This window comes from Alcaligenes faecalis, assembly GCF_005311025.1.
Classification (GTDB): Bacteria; Pseudomonadota; Gammaproteobacteria; order Burkholderiales; family Burkholderiaceae_B; genus Alcaligenes; species Alcaligenes phenolicus.
In genome coordinates this window covers 2,854,458-2,872,939 of record NZ_CP031747.1, presented here as the reverse complement: position 1 = coordinate 2,872,939, position 18,482 = coordinate 2,854,458, and the positions used below count along the sequence as shown (strand labels likewise).

Here is an 18,482-nt window from a genome sequence, read left to right as displayed (position 1 = left end):
CGCTCATGTATCAACACCTGGCCCTGTATATCAATGGTCAATTTCTGGATGGACAAGGTCGCCAGACCCAGGCCGTCATCAATCCTGCCAATGGCAGCACCTTGGGCCAACTGCCGCTGGCATCCCAGGCGGATCTGGACGCGGCTCTGAACGCCGCCCAGGACGCGTTCAAAAGCTGGCGTCACAGCTCGCCCATGGATCGCAGCGCGATCCTGCGCAAGGTCGCGGAACTGTCGCGTGAACGCGCCCAGGAAATTGGCCGCAATCTGACACTGGACCAAGGCAAGCCCTTGGCCGAGGCGGTAGGCGAAATCATGTCCTGCGCGGACCATGCGGATTGGCACGCCGAGGAGTGCCGCCGTATTTATGGCCGCGTCATCCCCGCCCGCAACCCCAAAGTGCAGCAAATGGTTCTGCGCGAGCCCATCGGGGTCTGCGCCGCCTTTACGCCCTGGAACTTTCCCTACAACCAGGCCATTCGCAAGATCTGCGCGGCTATCGGTGCTGGGTGCACGATTATTCTGAAAGGCCCCGAGGACTCCCCCAGTGCGGTCATGGCTATTGCCCAAGCCTTTCATGATGCGGGCCTGCCTCCGGGTGTACTAAATATTGTCTGGGGTGTGCCACAGGAGGTGTCGGACTACCTGATCCGCTCGCCCATCGTGCGTAAAGTCTCCTTTACCGGATCTGTACCTGTAGGCAAGCAACTGGCTGCACTGGCCGGTGCCCATATGAAACGCATCACCATGGAATTGGGCGGTCACTCGCCTGTGCTGGTCCTGCCTGATGCCGATGTAGCCCGCGCTGCTCGTCAGCTGGCTCGTTTCAAAATTCGCAATGCTGGTCAGGTGTGCATTTCGCCCACGCGTTTTTATATCCACGACGACATCTACACTGCATTTGTGGACCGCTTCACCGAAGAGCTGGCCAATGTAAAAGTGGGCGATGGTCTGGACCCGGATACGCAAATGGGGCCCTTGGCTCACGAGCGCCGCCTGCCCATGATGCAAAAGTTTGTCGACAACGCCCGCTCTCTGGGTGGCAAAGTGTTGCTGGGAGGAGAACAGATCAAGCGCGATGGTTTCTTTTTCTCGCCCACAGTGCTGACGGATTTGCCCGACGATGCACTGGTCATGACCGAGGAGCCATTTGGCCCCATCGCCCCCTTGACGCGCTACAGCGATCTGGACGATGCCATCGCCCGTGCCAACAGCCTGCCCTACGGTTTGTCGGCCTATGCCTTTACACAATCCTTGCAAGACGCGCATCGACTGGGTACCGAACTGGAATCCGGTATGGTCAATATCAATCACTTCGGCAGTTCCCTGCCCGAGACTCCGTTTGGCGGCGTCAAGGACAGCGGCATTGGCAGCGAAGGCGGTGCCGAAACCTTTGACGGATACTTAGTCACCAAATTTGTGACCCAGATCTAAGACTGGCTCCTGGCCCCGCTTTGCGGGGCTAGGGTGAACCCCTACTGTACTAACTGCGCATTCCCGTTACATTATTCAAACACTCGTTTGAAATTAGGAAATAACGGTGAAACGCTCTGATCGGACACAGTCCGCCATTCTCGATGCAGCCGAACATCTTTTCGCGCTGTATGGCCACGAAAATACCTCCATGCGCCAGATTACGGCGCAAGCCAAGGTGAACCTGTCGGCTGTCAATTATCACTTTGGCAGTAAAGACGGACTGACACAGGCCGTGTTCCAGCGCCGCCTGAACAGCATCAATCAAGAGCGCCTGGAAAAACTGGCGTTTTATCGCCAGCAAGCCGGTGAAGGTCCTTTGAAAGCATCCCAGGTGGTGGATGCCTTTTTTGGCCCACTGATCCGCCTGGCAGGTTCAGGCAACGGCGCCCCACGCTCGTTCATTCCTTTGCCGGGGCAGGACCGCCCGGCGCCGCAGGATTTCATTCAGTCCATCTGTTGGGACGAACAAGTCGCCATCTTCCTGCCCTTCAAGCAGGCTTTGCATGAAGCTCTGCCTACCGTGCCTGAAGAAGAAATCATCTGGCGATTCCATTTCATGCTGGGTGCCACCTCTTATGCCTTGATGGGCACCCAATCACTGCGTCGGGCTTTGCAATTACCCCTTAGCGACAGCCCGGAAAGTGAGCAACAACTGCAACAGCGCTTGATGAGTTTCCTGCTGGGTGGATTACGAGCTCCTTTACCCGCCAGCACCTGAGCTGAACGGCCCTGACCACCAAGCTACACCACGGTGAACCGCGCCCCTCTCTTAGGGGCAGCAAGTCGAAGGTGCAGCATGAGGGGGTTTTACCGCCGGGCCGCTCCCAAAGCTCGGCGCCCCCGGTAAAAAGTGCCCCCTCGGGGGCAACAAGCCGAAGGCGCAGCGTGGGGGCCTTCTTCTTTTTTTTTCTGAGCTAGTCCGGAGTTGCTATGTTTGTGACCTTGCTATTGATAGTGCTAGTGCTTGGCTGCGTCTACGTTCTCAAAAACCGGAATCTACGCACCAAGTGGCTAAGCCGCCCAATCTACCGCGCCTTTTCCAGCGTTCTGCCTGCCATGTCCCAAACCGAGCGCGATGCGCTGGAAGCAGGTACGGTCTGGTGGGAAAGTGAGCTGTTTCGCGGCAAACCCAACTGGAATACCCTGAGCTCTTATCCGGCCTACCGGCTCACCGATGAAGAGCGCCAGTTCATGGACAATGAAGTCAATGTGGCTTGCGCCATGATTGACGACTGGCAAGTCAGCCAGGAAGACTTCGACATGCCTGCCGAGGTCTGGAACTACCTGAAAGAAAACCGCTTCTTCAGCCTGATTATTCCCAAGGAATACGGCGGTCGCGGTTTTTCGGCGCAAGCGCACTCGGCGGTTGTCGCCAAGCTCTCCACCCGTAACTCGGCCTTGTCCGTCTCGGTCATGGTGCCCAACTCGCTGGGCCCGGCAGAACTGCTGCTGCACTACGGTACCGACGAGCAGAAACAACACTATCTGCCCCGCCTGGCTGATGGCCGTGACATTCCCGCTTTCGCACTGACCAGCCCTTGGGCCGGTTCGGACGCCGCCTCCATTCCTGACGTAGGGATTGTCTGCAAAGGCGAATGGGAAGGTCAGGAAGTGCTGGGCATGCGCGTCACCTGGGACAAACGCTACATCACCCTGGCTCCGGTTTGCACCTTGTTGGGTCTGGCCTTCCGCCTATATGACCCGGACGGTTTGCTGGGTGGCGAAAAAGACATTGGCATTACCTGCGCCCTGGTTCCAAGCGACCACCCCGGCGTGGACACTGGCCGTCGTCACTTCCCCTTGAACGCCATGTTCATGAACGGCCCCACCCGTGGCAAAGACGTGTTCATGCCGCTGGAGTTCATCATTGGTGGCCCCGCCATGGCTGGCCAGGGCTGGCGCATGTTGATGGAATGTCTGGCTGCTGGCCGCTCCATCTCTTTACCCTCCTCCTTTACTGGCATGGCCAAACTGACCAGCCGCGCCGTGGGTGGTTACTCCGCCGTGCGTACCCAGTTCCGCAGCGCCATCAGTAAATTTGAAGGCGTGGAAGAAGCACTGGCTCGCATTGCCGGCCATACCTACGCGATGGATGCCGCCCGCACCATGACGGCTGCTGCCGTGGACCTGGGCGAGAAACCTTCTGTCGTCTCGGCCATCGTCAAATACCACGTCACCGAGCGTGGTCGCATTGTGGTGAACGACGGTATGGATGTGATTGGTGGTAAAGGCATTTGCCTTGGCCCCTCCAACTTCCTGGGCCGGGCTTACCAGCAAATTCCCGTCGGCATTACGGTGGAAGGCGCCAATATTCTGACGCGCAGCCTGATCATCTTCGGTCAAGGCGCTATCCGTTGCCATCCTTTCATCCTTGAAGAGATGACAGCCGCCCTGAACCCTGACCGCGAAGCCGGTTTGCGTAAATTTGACCAGGCTTTCTGGGCACACATCCGCTACACACTGGCCAATACAGGCCGCTCCTTCTGGCTGGGCCTGGGTGGCTGGCGCTTGCTAAGTGGCCCTACCGGCACCTCCAAGGCCATGCACACCTACTACAGCCAGGCCAGCCGTTACAGTGCTGCTTTCTCCCTGCTGGCCGATGCCTCCATGCTGGTTCTGGGTGGTTCCCTGAAAATGCGTGAGCGCCTGTCCTCGCGTCTGGGGGATGTGCTGTCCGAGCTGTACATGCTAAGCGCCGTGCTCAAGCGTTACCAAGACGAAGGCCGTCAACAGGAAGATGCACCTCTGGCTCACTGGGCGGCTCAAGACGCCTTGATGCGTGCTCAACACGCTCTGGACAAAGTACTGGAGAACTTCCCGAACCGTCCTTTGGCGGCCGTACTGCGCTTCCTGGTCTTCCCTCTGGGTCTGCGCCGTCTGGGCCCTGATGACAAGCTGGACCACACTGTTGCCAAACTGTTGACCAAGCCCGGTGCCACTCGAGATCGCCTGACTTACGACACCTACTTGCCTGACGACGATATGGAACCCGTCGGTGCGATTGAAGCGGCCCTGCTGGCTTCGCTGAACACCCGCGATATTGACGCCAAAATCCGTCAGTTCGAGAAAAGCGGTCAATTGCAGGACAACCCCAAAGCCAACGTACGCGATCTGGCCGAAGCCGTCTTTCAGGCCGGTGGCATCACGGCTCAGGAATACGAGCAAATCCAGGCCCGCGACATCGTGCGCGATCGGGTTATTGCCGTTGATGATTTCCCCTTCGATTTGCGTCGGGAAAATCCTGCCGCTGAAGCCGCCAGTGGGAGCCAAGCATGAGTTTTCAACCGGTCTATATTATTGACGGCGCACGCAGCCCGTTTCTGAAAGCGCGTAATGCGCCCGGCCCCTTCTCTGCTGGAGATCTGGCCGTGCAAACGGGTCGCGAGCTGTTGCTGCGCCAACCCTTTGAGGCCCCGCAGCTAAGCGAGGTCATCTTGGGTTGCGCCGCCCCCTCGCCCGATGAAACCAATATCGGCCGGGTTCTGGGTCTGCGTCTGGGCACAGGTCACAAAGTGCCGGGCTGGACCGTGATGCGTAACTGCGCCTCGGGTATGCAGGCACTGGACTCGGGCGTACAGGCCATTCAAACCGGCCGCTCGGATCTGGTGCTGGCCGGTGGCGTAGATGCGCTGTCTCACGCCCCCATCCTGTTCAGCGACGACATGGTGCGCTGGCTGGCCACCTGGGGCAAAGCGCGTAGCCTGGGCGCACGCCTGAAAGCGCTGCGCAGTCTGCGTCTGTCCTATCTGAAACCAGTCATCGGCCTGCTTAAAGGGCTGACTGATCCCGTCGTTGGCCTGTCCATGGGGCAGACCGCTGAAATTCTGGCGCACGAGTTTGGTATCAGCCGTCAGGATATGGACGAGTTTGCGGCCCGCAGTCACCGTCTGGCTTTGCGTGCTCAACAAGAAAACGCTTTTGAAGAAATCGTGCCGTTAAGCGACACGCGCGGTAATAACTACCCGCAAGATGATGGCGTACGCGAAGACTCCACGCCCGAGAAGCTGGCCAAGCTGCGCCCAGTCTTTGATCCGCCTTGGGGCAATATCACGGCCGGCAACAGCTCCCAAGTGACCGATGGCGCTGCCCTGCTGATTCTAGCCAGCGAAGCCGCCGTCAAGGAACATCAGCTCAAACCCATTGGCCGCATTGTGGATGCGCAATGGGCTGGTCTGGACCCAGCCACCATGGGCCTGGGCCCTGTTTTCGCCGCGACGCCTATTTTGGAGCGCAACCGTCTGGCCCTAAATGGTCCGGACTTGTGGGAAATCAACGAGGCTTTTGCAGCACAGGTACTAGCATGTCGTGCTGCATGGGACAACCAGGAGTGGTGCCAAAAGCATCTGGGTCGTGATGCTTTGGGTCTGCTGGATATGGACAAGCTCAATGTGGACGGTGGCGCCATTGCGATCGGCCACCCGGTGGGTGCCTCCGGAGCCCGAATTGTGCTGCATTGCTTGAATGCCCTGCGTCGTCGCAACTTGCGTCTGGGCATGGCCGCTATTTGTATTGGCGGCGGACAAGGCGGTGCCATGCTGATCGAATCGCTGCAAGGAACTGAATCATGATGCCCGTCGCTACCCTGGATTTGCAAAATTTCACGCTGTACACGGACGATCAGCAAATTGCCTGGCTGAAAATCGATTGCGTGGGCAGCTCGGTCAATAGACTCTCGGCAGCCGTTCTGCAGGAGCTGAACCAGGCGCTGGACTACCTGGGCAGCCATCCTCCTAAAGCACTGATCATTTACTCCGGCAAAGCTGCCGGTTTTGTAGCCGGTGCGGACATTGACGAGTTTTCGGAACACAACAACAACCCTGAAAAGGGCTTGGCACTGGTCACACGCGGCTGGACCGTCTTCAACAAGCTGGCCAAGCAGAACTACCCCACGTTGGCGCTGGTGCAAGGCCACTGCCTGGGCGGTGGTCTGGAGCTGGCCCTGGCATGCCGTTATTGCCTGGCCGTAGATCAGGACGATACACGCCTGGCTCTACCTGAAGTGATGCTGGGTATTTTCCCCGGTTGGGGCGGCATGTTGCGACTGCCTGAATATATAGGCCCTGCCGCCGCCATGGACTTGATGCTGAGCGGCAAAAGCGTGGATGCCCGCAAGGCCGCCCGTCTGGGTATGGTCGATGCCTGCGTTCCCGTCCGTCTGGCCAAGCAAGCTGCTATCAAACAGGTGCTCAGTGGCAAGAAGCCGCGGCGCGCCAAGGGTCTGCCACGCCTGATGAATACCAAGCTGCTACGCCCCCTGGTTGCTAATCAGGTACGCAAGCAGTTGGCAAAGCGCGATCCCTATCAGCACTATCAGGCACCCCGCGCCATCCTGGAGATCTGGGAAAAGCACAACGGCAATGCCTTGAAGGCTCCCGAGCTGATCGAGCAAATCACCCGCTCGAACACCGCAGCCAATCTGCTGCGTGTCTTCCATTTGCAAGAGCGTCTGAAAAGCGTAGGCAAGCATTCGTCGACTCAGGAGATCAAGCATATTCACGTGGTCGGTGCTGGTGTCATGGGAGGCGATATTGCCGCCGTATGTGCGCTGAAAGGCATGCGTGTGACGCTGCAGGATCAGGACCGCAAGCGTATCGCCCAGGCACAAGGTCGTGCCGCCAAGCTGTTCCAGCGCCGTCTCAAAGACCGCAGGCTGGTACAAGCCGCACTGGATCGATTAATCCCGGACCCGGACGGCCACGGCATCCCCTCGGCAGATCTGGTGCTGGAAGCGATCTTCGAGAACGCCGATGCCAAACGTAGCCTGTACACCACCATTGAGCCTCTGCTAAAACCCGGTGCCGTACTGGCGACCAACACCTCCAGCCTGCCCTTGTCCGAGCTCAGCCTGAACCTGATCAATCCGGAACGGCTGGTAGGCATTCACTTCTTTAACCCGGTCTCTCGTATGCCCTTGGTGGAAGTGGTGGAAAGCGAACTGCTGGCCCCAGAGGTGCGCAGTGCCGCCTACGCTTTTGTGAACCAGATCGGCAAGCTGCCCTTGCCCGTCAAGGACAGCCCCGGCTTTCTGGTCAATGCCGTCCTGGCTCCCTATATGCTGGAAGCCATGCGTTGCGTGGACGAGGGGCTGGACCCGGCCACTGTGGACAAAGCCATGCTGCAGTTCGGCATGCCGATGGGACCACTGGAATTAGCCGATACCGTAGGCCTGGATATTGCCCGTGATGCAGGTGCCCAATTAAGCCAGCAGGCGGCCATGCCAGCCTGCCTGAAAACCCATCTGGACCGCCAGGAACTGGGTCGCAAAACCGGCCAGGGTTTCTACACCTGGAAAGACGGCAAAGCCCAAAAATCTCCTGCGGGAACAGTCCCAAGCGGTCTGGCAGATCGCTTGATCAAACCACTTATCGAACAGACCGAACACCAGGTTCGCATCGGTGTTGTGGAGAACGACGATCTGGCCGATGCAGGCGTGATTTTCGGTACCGGCTTTGCGCCATTCAGAGGGGGCCCTCTGCATTACAAAGCAACACAAAAACAACGCAATTAGTTCGGATTGGCACAAATACCTATACGCCGATTGGCCTAGGTCATGCACCATAGAAAACAAACAGGTGTTTTAAAACTTGTCATAAGCCTCTGTCAGACGTCGCACCTATACCTTGGAGAAGAGACATGAAAAAGACGGTTGTAGCTTTGCGTACCATCCCCGCCTTGCTGATTCCTCTGGGAATGAGCATGGGGATGGGTCAAGCCCATGCGGCTGGTTTTAACTTGCTCGAACAAAATGCGAGCGGCCTGGGCAATGCCTACGCAGGCTCGGCCGCCATTGGTGACAATGCCAGCACGATCTACTTCAACCCGGCCGGCATGACCTTGTTGCCCGAGACCAACTTCTCGGCAGGTTTTAATGCGATTAAACCTACCTTCAAGTTCTCCGATAAAGGCAGTACCGACCCCTTGGCCCTGACGGGTGGCGCCAGCCGTCCCGCCACCGGCGGTTCAGGTGGTGATGCCGGTAAAGTCGCCGCTGTTCCCAATATTTATCTGTCCCACCAGCTCTCGCCCAAGTGGTGGGTGGGCCTGGGTATTGGTGTCCCGTTTGGTCTGACAACCGAATATGACGAAGGCTGGGTTGGCCGTTACCACTCCGAAAAATTTGCCATTGAAACCATCAACGTCAACCCGTCGGTGGCCTACAAGGTCAACGATCAGTTGTCCTTCGGTGTGGGTGTGAACTGGTTGCACATTGATGCCGACTACCGTCTGGCTACCCCCGTCGGCTATCACCCGGCATTGGGCCCACTGGACATGGACACCCGCGTCAAGATGAAGGGCGACGCCTGGGGCTGGAATGCCGGTTTGCTGTACCAAATTACCCCCAGCACTCGTTTGGGCGTTTCCTATCGCTCGCAAATCAAGATCACGGCTGATGGCGACACCAAACTGCGTAACCGCAACGTGCCGGCTGGCATTCCTGCCCCCAACATCAATTGGGACGCAGAAGCCACCATCAAGCTGCCTGACACCGCCATTGTCAGCTTGGTGCACGACCTGAACTCGCGCTGGCAATTGCTGGCCGATGTGTCCTGGACAGGCTGGAGCAGCATCCCGCGTCTGACCATTGAAAACAGCGGCCCCGGTGCCAAGGATTCCGGTCTGGAACTGAAGTTCAAGGACGCATGGCGCGTCGCCCTGGGTGCGAACTACCACTACAACGAGCAGTGGACCTTCAAGGGTGGTATTGCTTGGGACCAATCCCCCGTTCGCGACAAGAACTACCGCCCAACCGCCCTGCCTGACAGCGATCGTTACTGGGTGTCCCTGGGTGCTCAGTATCGTGCCAGCAAGAACGCCACCTGGGATATCGGCTACACCCACTTGTTCCTGAAAAATACCGACATGAACAACAACACGGATCTGAAAGGTCGTGGTCTGACACGCGGTACCTACAAAAACAGTGGCGACATCCTGGGCGTGCAGTTCAGCTATCGCTTCTAAGGATGCACTATGGCCCGCAGTCGCCGCATGGAGCTGCTCGCACGCCTACCCCCCACATGGCGTGCGCGCTTTTTGCAGCTGGGCTTTAACTGGCACCCCGCCTTCCGGGCAACCGGCGGGCGGGTCCACAAAGTTTCAGCGAACTTGCAACACATCGTCGTACGCCTGCCATTGCGTCGTCGCACTCGCAACATCAATGGCTCTTTATTTGGCGGCTCCCTGTTTGCCATTACAGACGGCGTGCACGCCACCATGCTTCTGGCTGGGCTGCAACGCCATGTGATTGTCTGGGACAAGAATGCAGAGATTCAGTATCGCCGCCCCGGCTACCAGACTCTGTACGCCAATTTTCAAATCAATCCAGATGAACTGGACGCAATACGAGGACAGCTAGACCAATACCACGAGGCTGAAGCCACATTTACCGTGCAGATCCAGGACCCCGAAGGCCAGATCTACACCACGGTGGAACGCACCATCTATATCGCCGACGCCCACTTCTACAAGCAGAAATCACAATCACGCTAATTTGCCGGAGGACCGCTTCATGTTTACCCCCCGCTGTGCCGCCCTGATTTTAAGTCTGTCCCTGGGGCTACCCGCCGCCCAGGCCGCTACTGTTGCGAATGTCACCGTGCCAGACACGGTCACCGTCGAGCAGCAAAGCCTGAAACTGAATGGGGCAGGCCTGCGCAAGAAAGTTGTTTTTGATGTGTACGTCGCCGCCCTGTATACCGCTTCGCCTTCCCAGGATGCCGAGGCCATTATTCAATCCCCCGGACCGCATCAGATCCGGCTAGTCCTCAAACGCGACCTGGATGCCCAAACCCTGATCGATGCCCTGAAAGACGGCATTCACAGCAACCTGACTGATCCTGAAAAACAAGAACTGGACCCTGTCATCAAGCAATTTGAAGACTTGATGCGCCAGGTGGGTGAAGCCAAGGAAGGCGACGTTGTGGTGCTGGACATGCACACCCCTCAGGTCAAGATCCTGTTCAACGACAAGACGCTGGGCGAGCTCTCTCACCCTGATCTGACCCCTGCTTTGTTGAAAATCTGGCTAGGCAAGAAGCCTGCCCAAGAATCGCTCAAAAAGGCCCTGCTGGGATTGTCTTGAACCTACACGCCTCGGAGCGCTTCATGGATAAAGTCTGGCTGCAGAACTACCCCGCCGGTATTCCTGCCACTATCGAAGATCAGGCCCAGCAGTACTCGTCCTTGCTGGATGTATTTGAACAAAGTTGTACCGAGTTCGCGCAGCGCACTGCCTATATCAGCATGGGCAAACGCATGAGCTACCGCGAACTGTCGACCAATGCCTTGGCCCTGGCCAGCTGGCTGCAAAGCCAAGGCGTGAAAAAAGGCGACCGTGTCGCCCTGATGATGCCCAATATGCTGCAGTACCCCATCAGTCTGTATGGGGTGTTGCGCAGCGGGGCCACCATTATCAATACCAACCCGCTGTATACGGCCCGTGAACTGCGCCACCAGCTGCAAGACAGCGGCGCAGAAACCATCATCATTGCGGAGAACTTTGCCCACGTGCTGCAGGAAATCCTGCACGAAACACCCATCAAGCGAGTCATTGTGACCAGCGTGGGGGATTGTCTGGGCGGCTTCAAGGGCTGGCTGGTCAATCAAGTGGTGCGCCACATTAAAAAAGGTGTGCCTGCCTGGTCCTTGCCTGGCTCCGTCTCTTTCAAAGCCGTACTGGCTCAGGGCCGAGGCCGCGCACCGGCCCCGGTCAAGCTGACCCACGATGATATTGCCTGCCTGCAATACACCGGGGGCACGACGGGCGTTGCAAAAGGAGCCATCCTGACCCATGGCAATCTGGTTTCAAACCTGAGCCAGGCCCTGTCCTGGATTCGCCCTTATTTGAAAGAAGGCCAGATCGACTGCGTTGTTACTGCCCTGCCGCTTTACCATATCTTCGCTTTCACCGCGAACCTGCTGGTGTTTCTGCGTCTGGGTGCGGAGAACCTCTTGATCATTAACGCGCGCGACATTCCCTCCATGATCAAGGACATGTCCAAGCTGCGTTTTACTGCCATTACGGGGGTGAACACGCTCTTTAATGCCATGCTGAACAATGCCGAGTTCCGCAAGCTGGATTTCTCCTCGCTGCGCTTTACATTGGGTGGCGGTATGGCAGTGCAGGAAGTGGTCGCCAAGCGCTGGCTGGAAGCGACCGGCAAACCCCTGGCCCAGGCTTATGGACTGACTGAAACTTCACCAGCAGCCACGATCAATCCGCTGGATAAAAAAGAGTTCACCGGCTCAATCGGGCTGCCCGTTCCTTCTACCGACATACGCATACGCGACGAAAACCAGAACGACCTGCCGTTGGGCGAAACGGGCGAGCTATGCATTCGTGGGCCGCAAGTTACTCCCGGCTACTGGCAACGTCCCGATGAAACCGCCAAGGTCTTTGATCGCGACGGCTTTTTACGCACGGGCGATATTGGCTATATGGACGAGCAAGGTTATGTCTTCCTGCTGGATCGCAAAAAAGACATGATTCTGGTCTCGGGCTTTAACGTCTACCCCAATGAGGTGGAAGCGGTCGCCGCCCAGCACCCGGATATTGTCGAGGCCGCCGCCGTCGGTGTACCGGATGAAAAAGCAGGCGAAATCGTCAAGCTCTATGTCATCAGCCGTAATCCCGAGCTGACGGAAAAAGACGTGATTGCCTTTTGCCGCAAGGAGCTGACCGGCTACAAGGCCCCACGTATTGTCGAATTCCGCGACGATCTGCCCCGCACCAATGTGGGCAAAATCCTGCGTCGGGAACTGCGTCCATAACACGTATTTCGCACGCGCTTAGACCAAGATGAAAGGGGCTTATGCCCCTTTTTCATTAACCGGAGTATTCATAAACAAATAAGAATCGGATCGTTCGTAGCCCTGATACCGCTCTTTAGAATGGGACAAACTATTTATATAAGCGAGTGTCAGAATGCACGCCCTGTCCCGCCTCTCGGAGTCCAATCGCACGGCGATTGCTCAAATTACCGACGAGCTCGATCCGCTGTCCCTGAACTGGCTGTCCGGCTATCTCGCGGGTGTCGCGCAAGTGCGCCACACCGGCCTTCCCGCTCAAGCGCCTGTTTCTCCTGAACTGTCGTTGGTGCCCGCCGCCGCTGCGCCCGCCCAACGACCTGCCACTATTGTGTTTGGCAGCCAGACAGGCAATGCCCAACGCGTCGCCGAAGCCTTTGCCCAACGCTGCGAAGCCGCCGGCATCCCCGTGCGCCTGCTGCGCGCCGACCGTTACCCCACGCGCGAGCTGAAAGAAGAGCGTCTGCTGTACGTCATTATCAGCACCCAGGGTGAAGGCGACCCGCCAGACGATTCCATCGCATTCTTCGAGTTCCTGTCCGGCGCCCGTGCTCCCAAGCTGCCCGAGCTGAAATTCGGTGTGCTGGGTCTGGGTGATTCCAGCTATCCCCTGTTCTGTGGGATCGCGGAAAAGATTGATCAACGTCTGCTGGCGCTGGGTGCGGAACGCATTCTGGACGCAGGGCTGGCTGATCTGGATATTGATACGGTCGCCGCCCCCTGGCAGGACAAAGCCTTTGGGTTTCTGGAAACGGATCACCAGGCCCACGCCGCTGCGGCCGTTCCTGCCGCCCAATCCAGCAACGTTACGGTGCTGGAAACCCAGACCCGCAGCAGCTTCACCCGCGACAATCCATTCCAGGCCACCGTGCTGCAAAGCCAAAGCATTACGGGCCGCGACAGCACCCGCAACATCTATCACTACGAGTTGTCGCTGGAAGGCAGTGGCCTGAAGTACCAACCCGGTGATGCATTGGGTGTCTGGCCTACACAAAACGCCAAGCTGGTCGAAGCAGTTATCCAGACGTTGAAGCTGGACCCGCAAGAGACCGTCACCATTCAGGACAAGTCGCACACGCTGCAAGAATGGCTTAGCCACTACCGCGAGCTGACGCAACTGACCAAACCTTTCCTGGTGGAACTGGCCAAGCGCAATAGCGATGCCGTGCTACAGACAGCCGTAGGCCCAGAAGGTTTGAGCACTTTGCAAGAGCTGCTGAAAACCCATCAAGTGCTGGACGTATTGGAACGCTTCCCGGCCACCTGGAGCGCTGCCGAGCTGGTGCAAGCCTTGCGCCCCCTGGCACCCCGCATGTACTCCATCGCCTCCAGCCAGTCCGAGGTGGACGAAGAAGTACATCTGACCGTGGCCAATGTGCATTACCAATTCAACGAGCAGGATCGTTGGGGCGTGGCTTCCGACTATCTGGCCCGCCTGAACGAAGGCGATACCGTGCCGGTCTTTATCGACCCCAATACACGCTTCCGCCTGCCTGAAGATACCAGCCGTGACGTGATCATGATTGGTCCCGGCACCGGCGTTGCCCCTTTCCGTGCCTTTGTGCAGGAACGCAGCGTTCAGGGTGGTGAAGGCCGCAACTGGCTGTTCTTTGGCAACCCGCACTTTCACTCCGATTTCCTCTACCAGACCGAATGGCAACGCGCCTTGCAGGACGGTCAGTTGCAACACCTGGATCTGGCCTTCTCGCGCGATCAGGAAAACAAGGTTTACGTCCAGCACCGCTTGCTGGAAAAAGCAGCCGAGGTCTATGCCTGGATTCAGGGCGGCGCCCACATTTATGTGTGCGGTGATGCCAATCAGATGGCCAAGGACGTACACCAGACCCTGCAGGAAATTGCCCGCCAGGAAGGTGGATTGGACGCAGACCAGGCTCGCAGCTGGTTGGAAGAACTCTCGGCGCAGGGCCGCTACGCCCGCGACATTTACTGAGAAGCAAGGACATGACAGAAAAGAAAATCGCCGCTATCGAGCAAGTAAAAATTGATAGCCACTATCTGCGCGGTGGCATTACCGAGGGTCTGGCAGACCCAATCACGGGCGCCATCAGCGAAGACGACAACAAGCTGCTGAAATTTCACGGCAGCTATCAACAAGACGACCGCGATCAGCGTGAAGAGCGTCGCAAACAAAAGCTGGAACCGGCTTTCAGCTTCATGATTCGCGCCCGCCTGCCTGGTGGCGTGGTCACGCCCGCCCAGTGGCTGGCCTTTGACCAGATCGCCTGTGACTGGGCCCAGTTTGGCCTGCGCATCACCACCCGTCAGACCTTTCAATGGCACGGCGTGCGCAAGCCCTTTTTAAAGCCCACCCTGCAAGCCATCAACAAGGCCATGTCCACGACATTGGCTACTTGTGGTGACGTGAACCGTCAGGTGGTCAGCGCCACCAATCCCTTGCTGTCCGAGCAGCATGGTCTGGTTCAAGAGTGGGCTGACAAGATTTCCGAAACCTTCCTGCCCAAAACCCGCGCCTATGCCGAGATCTGGCTGGACGGCAAAAAAGTCGAAGACGCCATTGACGGCGAAGACTTTGAACCGATTTACGGCAAGACTTACCTGCCCCGCAAATTCAAGATCGGCATTGCCGTGCCTCCCTTGAATGATGTGGACGTATTTGCGCAGGACATCGGCCTGATCGCGATTATTGAGAACAATCAGTTGCTGGGCTTTAACGTCGCCATTGGTGGTGGCATGGGTGCCACACATGGCGACGACACCACCTATCCACGGCTGGGCAGCGTGATCGGCTTTGTACGCCCCGAGCAATTGCTGGCCGTTTGCGAAGCCGTCATCACCACACAACGTGACCATGGCAACCGCGACGAGCGCCGTCATGCCCGTCTGAAATACACCGTGGATAAGCTGGGCGCCGACTGGTTCCTGGAAGAAGTGCAAAACCGCAGTGGTCAAACGCTGGAGCCATCACGCCCCTACCATTTTGACCACAATGGCGACCGCTTCGGCTGGACCCAAGGCAGCAATGGCCGCTGGCACCTGAGCCTGCGTATCGATTCGGGCCGCATCATGGATACCGAAGTCGGCCCCTGGCTGACGGGTATGCGTGAGATCGCGAAGATCCACCAAGGGCAGTTCCGCCTGACCTGCAACCAGAACCTGATCATTGCCGATGTGCCTGAAGAAGATAAGGCCAAGATCGACAAACTGGTCGCAGATCACAAGCTGGATGTGTACCAAACGCAAAGTGGCATACGCAGCAGCACAATTGCCTGTGTCTCTTTGCCGACCTGCGGTTTGGCCATGGCCGAGAGCGAACGCTACGCCCCCATCCTGCTGCCCAAGCTGGAAGCCTTGCTGGACAAGTACCAGCTACGCGACGAGCGCATTGTGCTGCGTATCTCCGGCTGCCCCAACGGCTGCGCCCGTCCTTATCTGGGTGAAATTGCCCTGGTTGGCCGTGCTCTGGGTCGCTATGACTTGCGTCTGGGTGCGAACTTCAGCGGCGAGCGCCTGAACGTAATCTATCGTCAAAATATTGCCGAACCAGAAATTTTGAGCATTCTGGATGAGCTGTTTGGCCGCTTCGCTGCCGAGCGTCTGGAAGGCGAGCACTTTGGCGATTTTCTAGTTCGCTCTGGCGTGGTTGCCGAGCCTACAAGCCGCTTGATTCCTTTAGTTTTACAGCCAGCCTGACATGAACCTCTTTCCTTTATTCGCCAACTTGAAGCAGCGCGCGGTATTGGTGATCGGCGGTGGAGAAATCGCCGAGCGCAAAGTGCGTCTGGTCCTGGCCGCCGGTGCCCAGGTCACGCTGGTCGCCCCCTATGTGGTGGACAGTCTGGAAGAGCTGGCGAATCAAGGGCGCATTACCCTGATTCGGGAGCGCTATCAGGCCCAGCATCTGCAAGGGGCCTGGCTGATTATTGCCGCCACTGATAAGCGTGACGTGAACCAGGTCATTGCCCAGGACGCACAAGAAGCCCGCATTCTGGTCAATGTGGTGGACGACCCCGAATTGTCCAGTTTTCAGGTGCCTGCCATTGTGGATCGCTCACCGCTGATTATTGCCATTTCCTCTGCAGGGTCGGCCCCCATGTTGGCACGGCGAGTACGGGAGCAACTGGAAACCATGTTGGACCACAGCCTGGGTGCGATCAGCCGTCTGGCGCAGGAATACCGCAGCGCCATTCGGCGCGCCCGCCCCGAGCTGGGTGCACGCCGCCGTTTCTACGACTGGCTGCTGGATGGCCCGGTAGGTGCCGCCCTGCGCAGCCAGCAAGCCGAGCAAGCCCGCTTGAGCCTGGAGAGCGCGCTGCAACAGCCTGAGTCACCCCGCGCCACACAAGGCCGCGTGATTCTGGTGGGCGCCGGTCCAGGCGATCCAGGTCTGCTGACCCTGCATGCCCTGCGTGCACTGAATCGTGCTGATGTGATTCTGTACGATCGTCTTGTATCCGATCAGGTGATGGAGCTGGCTCGTCGCGATGCCCACCGTATTTTTGTAGGCAAGCAATTGGGCGAAGATCATCACCAGACCCAAAACCGCATTCATCAATTGATGATTGAACACGCCAGAGCAGGTCAAACCGTGGTGCGCCTGAAAGGCGGCGATGGCTTTATTTTTGGCCGTGGCGGTGAAGAACTGGAATATCTGGCCGAGCATGGCATCGCATTTGAAGTGGTACCCGGCATCACGGCTGCCATCGCATGTGCGGCTTATAGCGGTATTCCTCTGACCCATCGTGACCACGCGCAGTCCGTGCAATTCGTGACGGCACATCGTAAAAGCGGTCACGGTATCGAGGATTGGAACCCGCTACTGGACACCAGCCAGACGGTAGCTGTGTACATGGGTTTGCAGCAAATCCTGGGCTTTAGCCATGAACTGGTGCAGCGTGGCCGCAGTGCCACCACGCCCTGCGCCTTGATTGAAAATGGCTCGCGCCCCGAACAGCGCACCTTGCTATCCACACTGGAAAATATTGCCCAGGATGCGCAGCAACATCAGTTTGCCAGCCCGTGCATTCTGGTGATCGGTCAGGTAGCTACCTTGGGCAGTACCTTGTCCTGGTATGGCGAGCTAATCGACCAGCTCAGTCCACGTACAGCAATTACGCAGGATGCGGACAATACCCTGGTCGCTGCATGAAGGCAGTGATCAAGGCCTAGCTAGAGTCTCGTCTCAAGATCACTTTTCTATACATACCAACTAAGGCTCCAGTCAGTGCGGGATTAGCATCCTTACCGCTTCAAACTGAATCTAAAAAGGCCCTCAACATCTCAAATGTTGAGGGCCTTTTTTATCTTTCTGCAGCTTCTGAAAAGCCACTAAGCACCAGGTAAAACTGCCAGCGCCTACAAGAACGGAACTGGCAGCGGCAGATAGCCTGAGCATGCTCTGTCACTTGTCTTTCCTGGAAATACAAAACAGTCAAAGCTCTTCACCTGCCGGCCCAAGGGCTGATTATTTAGCGCTGTCCCAAGGCCGCAAATAAGGCTCGCAAAGCGCTATCCAGCAGATAGCCAATCAGACCAATCAAGACAATTACGGCCATCAGTTCGGAATATGCCATACGGTCGCGCGTATCCAGAATCAGGTAACCCAAACCGGCCGACACACCCAGCATTTCGCAAGGTACCAGCACAATCCACAAGACGCCGATTGCCAGTCGGCTACCCGTCAGCACCGAGCCTACAATGCCGGGCAGAATCAAGTACAACAGCGTTTCCAGCTTGGTGGCCGCCAGACTGCGACCCAGCATCAGCCAGCGCGGATTCAGATGCCGTACGCCCGAGGCTGTATTCAGCAAGACAGGCCAGACACCGGCCACACCCAACAGAAAATAAATCGGTGCATCCCCAATGCCAAAGGCCATGACGGCAATAGGCATCCAGGACAGGGGCGAGATCATGCGCAGGAACTGGAACAAGGGAGTCAATGCGGCGTGAGCTCGCGCTGACAAGCCCAGCAGCAAACCGGCGGGCACGCCGACACCCAATGAGATCGCCAGCCCTACAAAAATACGCTGCAAGCTGGCACCTATGTGCATCCAGGTCTCGGACCAGCCCAGTATCTCCAGCAGGCTATGAAATGCAGCGGCCGGCCCGAATTGCTGCATCAAAGGGCTGCTGGACCAGGCTGTGGCCAAGTACCACAGCACGACTCCCGCCAACAAACCGCCCAAGCCCCACAGGGTGCTGGCAATCCAGGCATTCATTTTGGGG

General features: G+C 57.7%; 13 protein-coding genes. 12 read left to right on the top strand and 1 reads right to left on the bottom strand.

All coding sequences use genetic code 11. The features are described from left to right. Window positions 1-5 precede the first annotated feature (5 nt). From D0C27_RS13265 to cysG, 12 genes are all read left to right on the top strand, one after another. Window positions 6-1,433, top strand: coding sequence for an NAD-dependent succinate-semialdehyde dehydrogenase (locus tag D0C27_RS13265; protein WP_083055327.1), 1,428 nt, complete (start codon window positions 6-8; stop codon window positions 1,431-1,433). Window positions 1,434-1,539: 106 nt separating this feature from the next. Beyond that, window positions 1,540-2,193 carry a TetR/AcrR family transcriptional regulator gene (locus tag D0C27_RS13260; protein ID WP_009462459.1) on the top strand — a complete coding sequence of 218 codons (654 nt, stop codon included), beginning with the start codon at window positions 1,540-1,542 and terminating at the stop codon, window positions 2,191-2,193. 212 nt (window positions 2,194-2,405) lie between these two features. Beyond that, a complete protein-coding gene (locus tag D0C27_RS13255; RefSeq protein ID WP_026484842.1) occupies window positions 2,406-4,751 on the top strand; it encodes an acyl-CoA dehydrogenase in 2,346 nt (781 codons plus the stop codon). After that, window positions 4,748-6,043 carry an acetyl-CoA C-acetyltransferase gene (locus tag D0C27_RS13250; RefSeq protein WP_022983329.1) on the top strand — a complete coding sequence of 432 codons (1,296 nt, stop codon included), beginning with the start codon at window positions 4,748-4,750 and terminating at the stop codon, window positions 6,041-6,043. The genes D0C27_RS13255 and D0C27_RS13250 overlap by 4 nt, the downstream gene beginning before the upstream one ends. After that, entirely contained in the window at window positions 6,040-7,983 is a 1,944-nt protein-coding gene (locus D0C27_RS13245) for a 3-hydroxyacyl-CoA dehydrogenase NAD-binding domain-containing protein (RefSeq protein ID WP_137431142.1), read from the top strand. The genes D0C27_RS13250 and D0C27_RS13245 overlap by 4 nt, the downstream gene beginning before the upstream one ends. Before the next feature lie 125 nt (window positions 7,984-8,108). Continuing rightward, on the top strand, window positions 8,109-9,434 hold the full coding sequence (locus D0C27_RS13240; protein WP_137431141.1) for an OmpP1/FadL family transporter: 1,326 nt from the start codon (window positions 8,109-8,111) through the stop codon (window positions 9,432-9,434). Between the two features lie 9 nt (window positions 9,435-9,443). Beyond that, a complete protein-coding gene (locus D0C27_RS13235) occupies window positions 9,444-9,962 on the top strand; it encodes a DUF4442 domain-containing protein (protein ID WP_026484839.1) in 519 nt (172 codons plus the stop codon). A 19-nt stretch (window positions 9,963-9,981) separates the two neighbouring features. Beyond that, entirely contained in the window at window positions 9,982-10,554 is a 573-nt protein-coding gene (locus D0C27_RS13230; protein ID WP_026484838.1) for a chalcone isomerase family protein, read from the top strand. A 23-nt stretch (window positions 10,555-10,577) separates the two neighbouring features. After that, on the top strand, window positions 10,578-12,242 hold the full coding sequence (locus D0C27_RS13225; protein ID WP_035269577.1) for an AMP-binding protein: 1,665 nt from the start codon (window positions 10,578-10,580) through the stop codon (window positions 12,240-12,242). 154 nt (window positions 12,243-12,396) lie between these two features. Then, complete coding sequence (locus D0C27_RS13220; protein ID WP_137431140.1) at window positions 12,397-14,229, top strand: assimilatory sulfite reductase (NADPH) flavoprotein subunit; 1,833 nt, start codon at window positions 12,397-12,399, stop codon at window positions 14,227-14,229. Window positions 14,230-14,240: 11 nt separating this feature from the next. Continuing rightward, complete coding sequence (cysI, locus tag D0C27_RS13215; RefSeq protein ID WP_137431139.1) at window positions 14,241-15,950, top strand: assimilatory sulfite reductase (NADPH) hemoprotein subunit; 1,710 nt, start codon at window positions 14,241-14,243, stop codon at window positions 15,948-15,950. 1 nt (window position 15,951) lies between these two features. After that, window positions 15,952-17,406, top strand: coding sequence for a siroheme synthase CysG (cysG, locus tag D0C27_RS13210; protein WP_115634624.1), 1,455 nt, complete (start codon window positions 15,952-15,954; stop codon window positions 17,404-17,406). Between the two features lie 319 nt (window positions 17,407-17,725). Here cysG and D0C27_RS13205 read toward each other — a convergent pair whose 3' ends face one another. After that, complete coding sequence (locus D0C27_RS13205) at window positions 17,726-18,475, bottom strand: ABC transporter permease (RefSeq protein ID WP_137431627.1); 750 nt, start codon at window positions 18,473-18,475, stop codon at window positions 17,726-17,728. Window positions 18,476-18,482 lie beyond the last annotated feature (7 nt).

Coding starts and splice junctions, on each gene's coding strand:
- D0C27_RS13265 (WP_083055327.1), top strand. CDS start 6: ATGTATCAACACCTGGCCCTGTATATCAATGGTCAATTTCTGGATGGA.
- D0C27_RS13255 (WP_026484842.1), top strand. CDS start 2,406: ATGTTTGTGACCTTGCTATTGATAGTGCTAGTGCTTGGCTGCGTCTAC.
- D0C27_RS13250 (WP_022983329.1), top strand. CDS start 4,748: ATGAGTTTTCAACCGGTCTATATTATTGACGGCGCACGCAGCCCGTTT.
- D0C27_RS13245 (WP_137431142.1), top strand. CDS start 6,040: ATGATGCCCGTCGCTACCCTGGATTTGCAAAATTTCACGCTGTACACG.
- D0C27_RS13240 (WP_137431141.1), top strand. CDS start 8,109: ATGAAAAAGACGGTTGTAGCTTTGCGTACCATCCCCGCCTTGCTGATT.
- D0C27_RS13235 (WP_026484839.1), top strand. CDS start 9,444: ATGGCCCGCAGTCGCCGCATGGAGCTGCTCGCACGCCTACCCCCCACA.
- D0C27_RS13230 (WP_026484838.1), top strand. CDS start 9,982: ATGTTTACCCCCCGCTGTGCCGCCCTGATTTTAAGTCTGTCCCTGGGG.
- D0C27_RS13225 (WP_035269577.1), top strand. CDS start 10,578: ATGGATAAAGTCTGGCTGCAGAACTACCCCGCCGGTATTCCTGCCACT.
- D0C27_RS13220 (WP_137431140.1), top strand. CDS start 12,397: ATGCACGCCCTGTCCCGCCTCTCGGAGTCCAATCGCACGGCGATTGCT.
- cysI (WP_137431139.1), top strand. CDS start 14,241: ATGACAGAAAAGAAAATCGCCGCTATCGAGCAAGTAAAAATTGATAGC.
- cysG (WP_115634624.1), top strand. CDS start 15,952: ATGAACCTCTTTCCTTTATTCGCCAACTTGAAGCAGCGCGCGGTATTG.
- D0C27_RS13205 (WP_137431627.1), bottom strand. CDS start 18,475: ATGAATGCCTGGATTGCCAGCACCCTGTGGGGCTTGGGCGGTTTGTTG.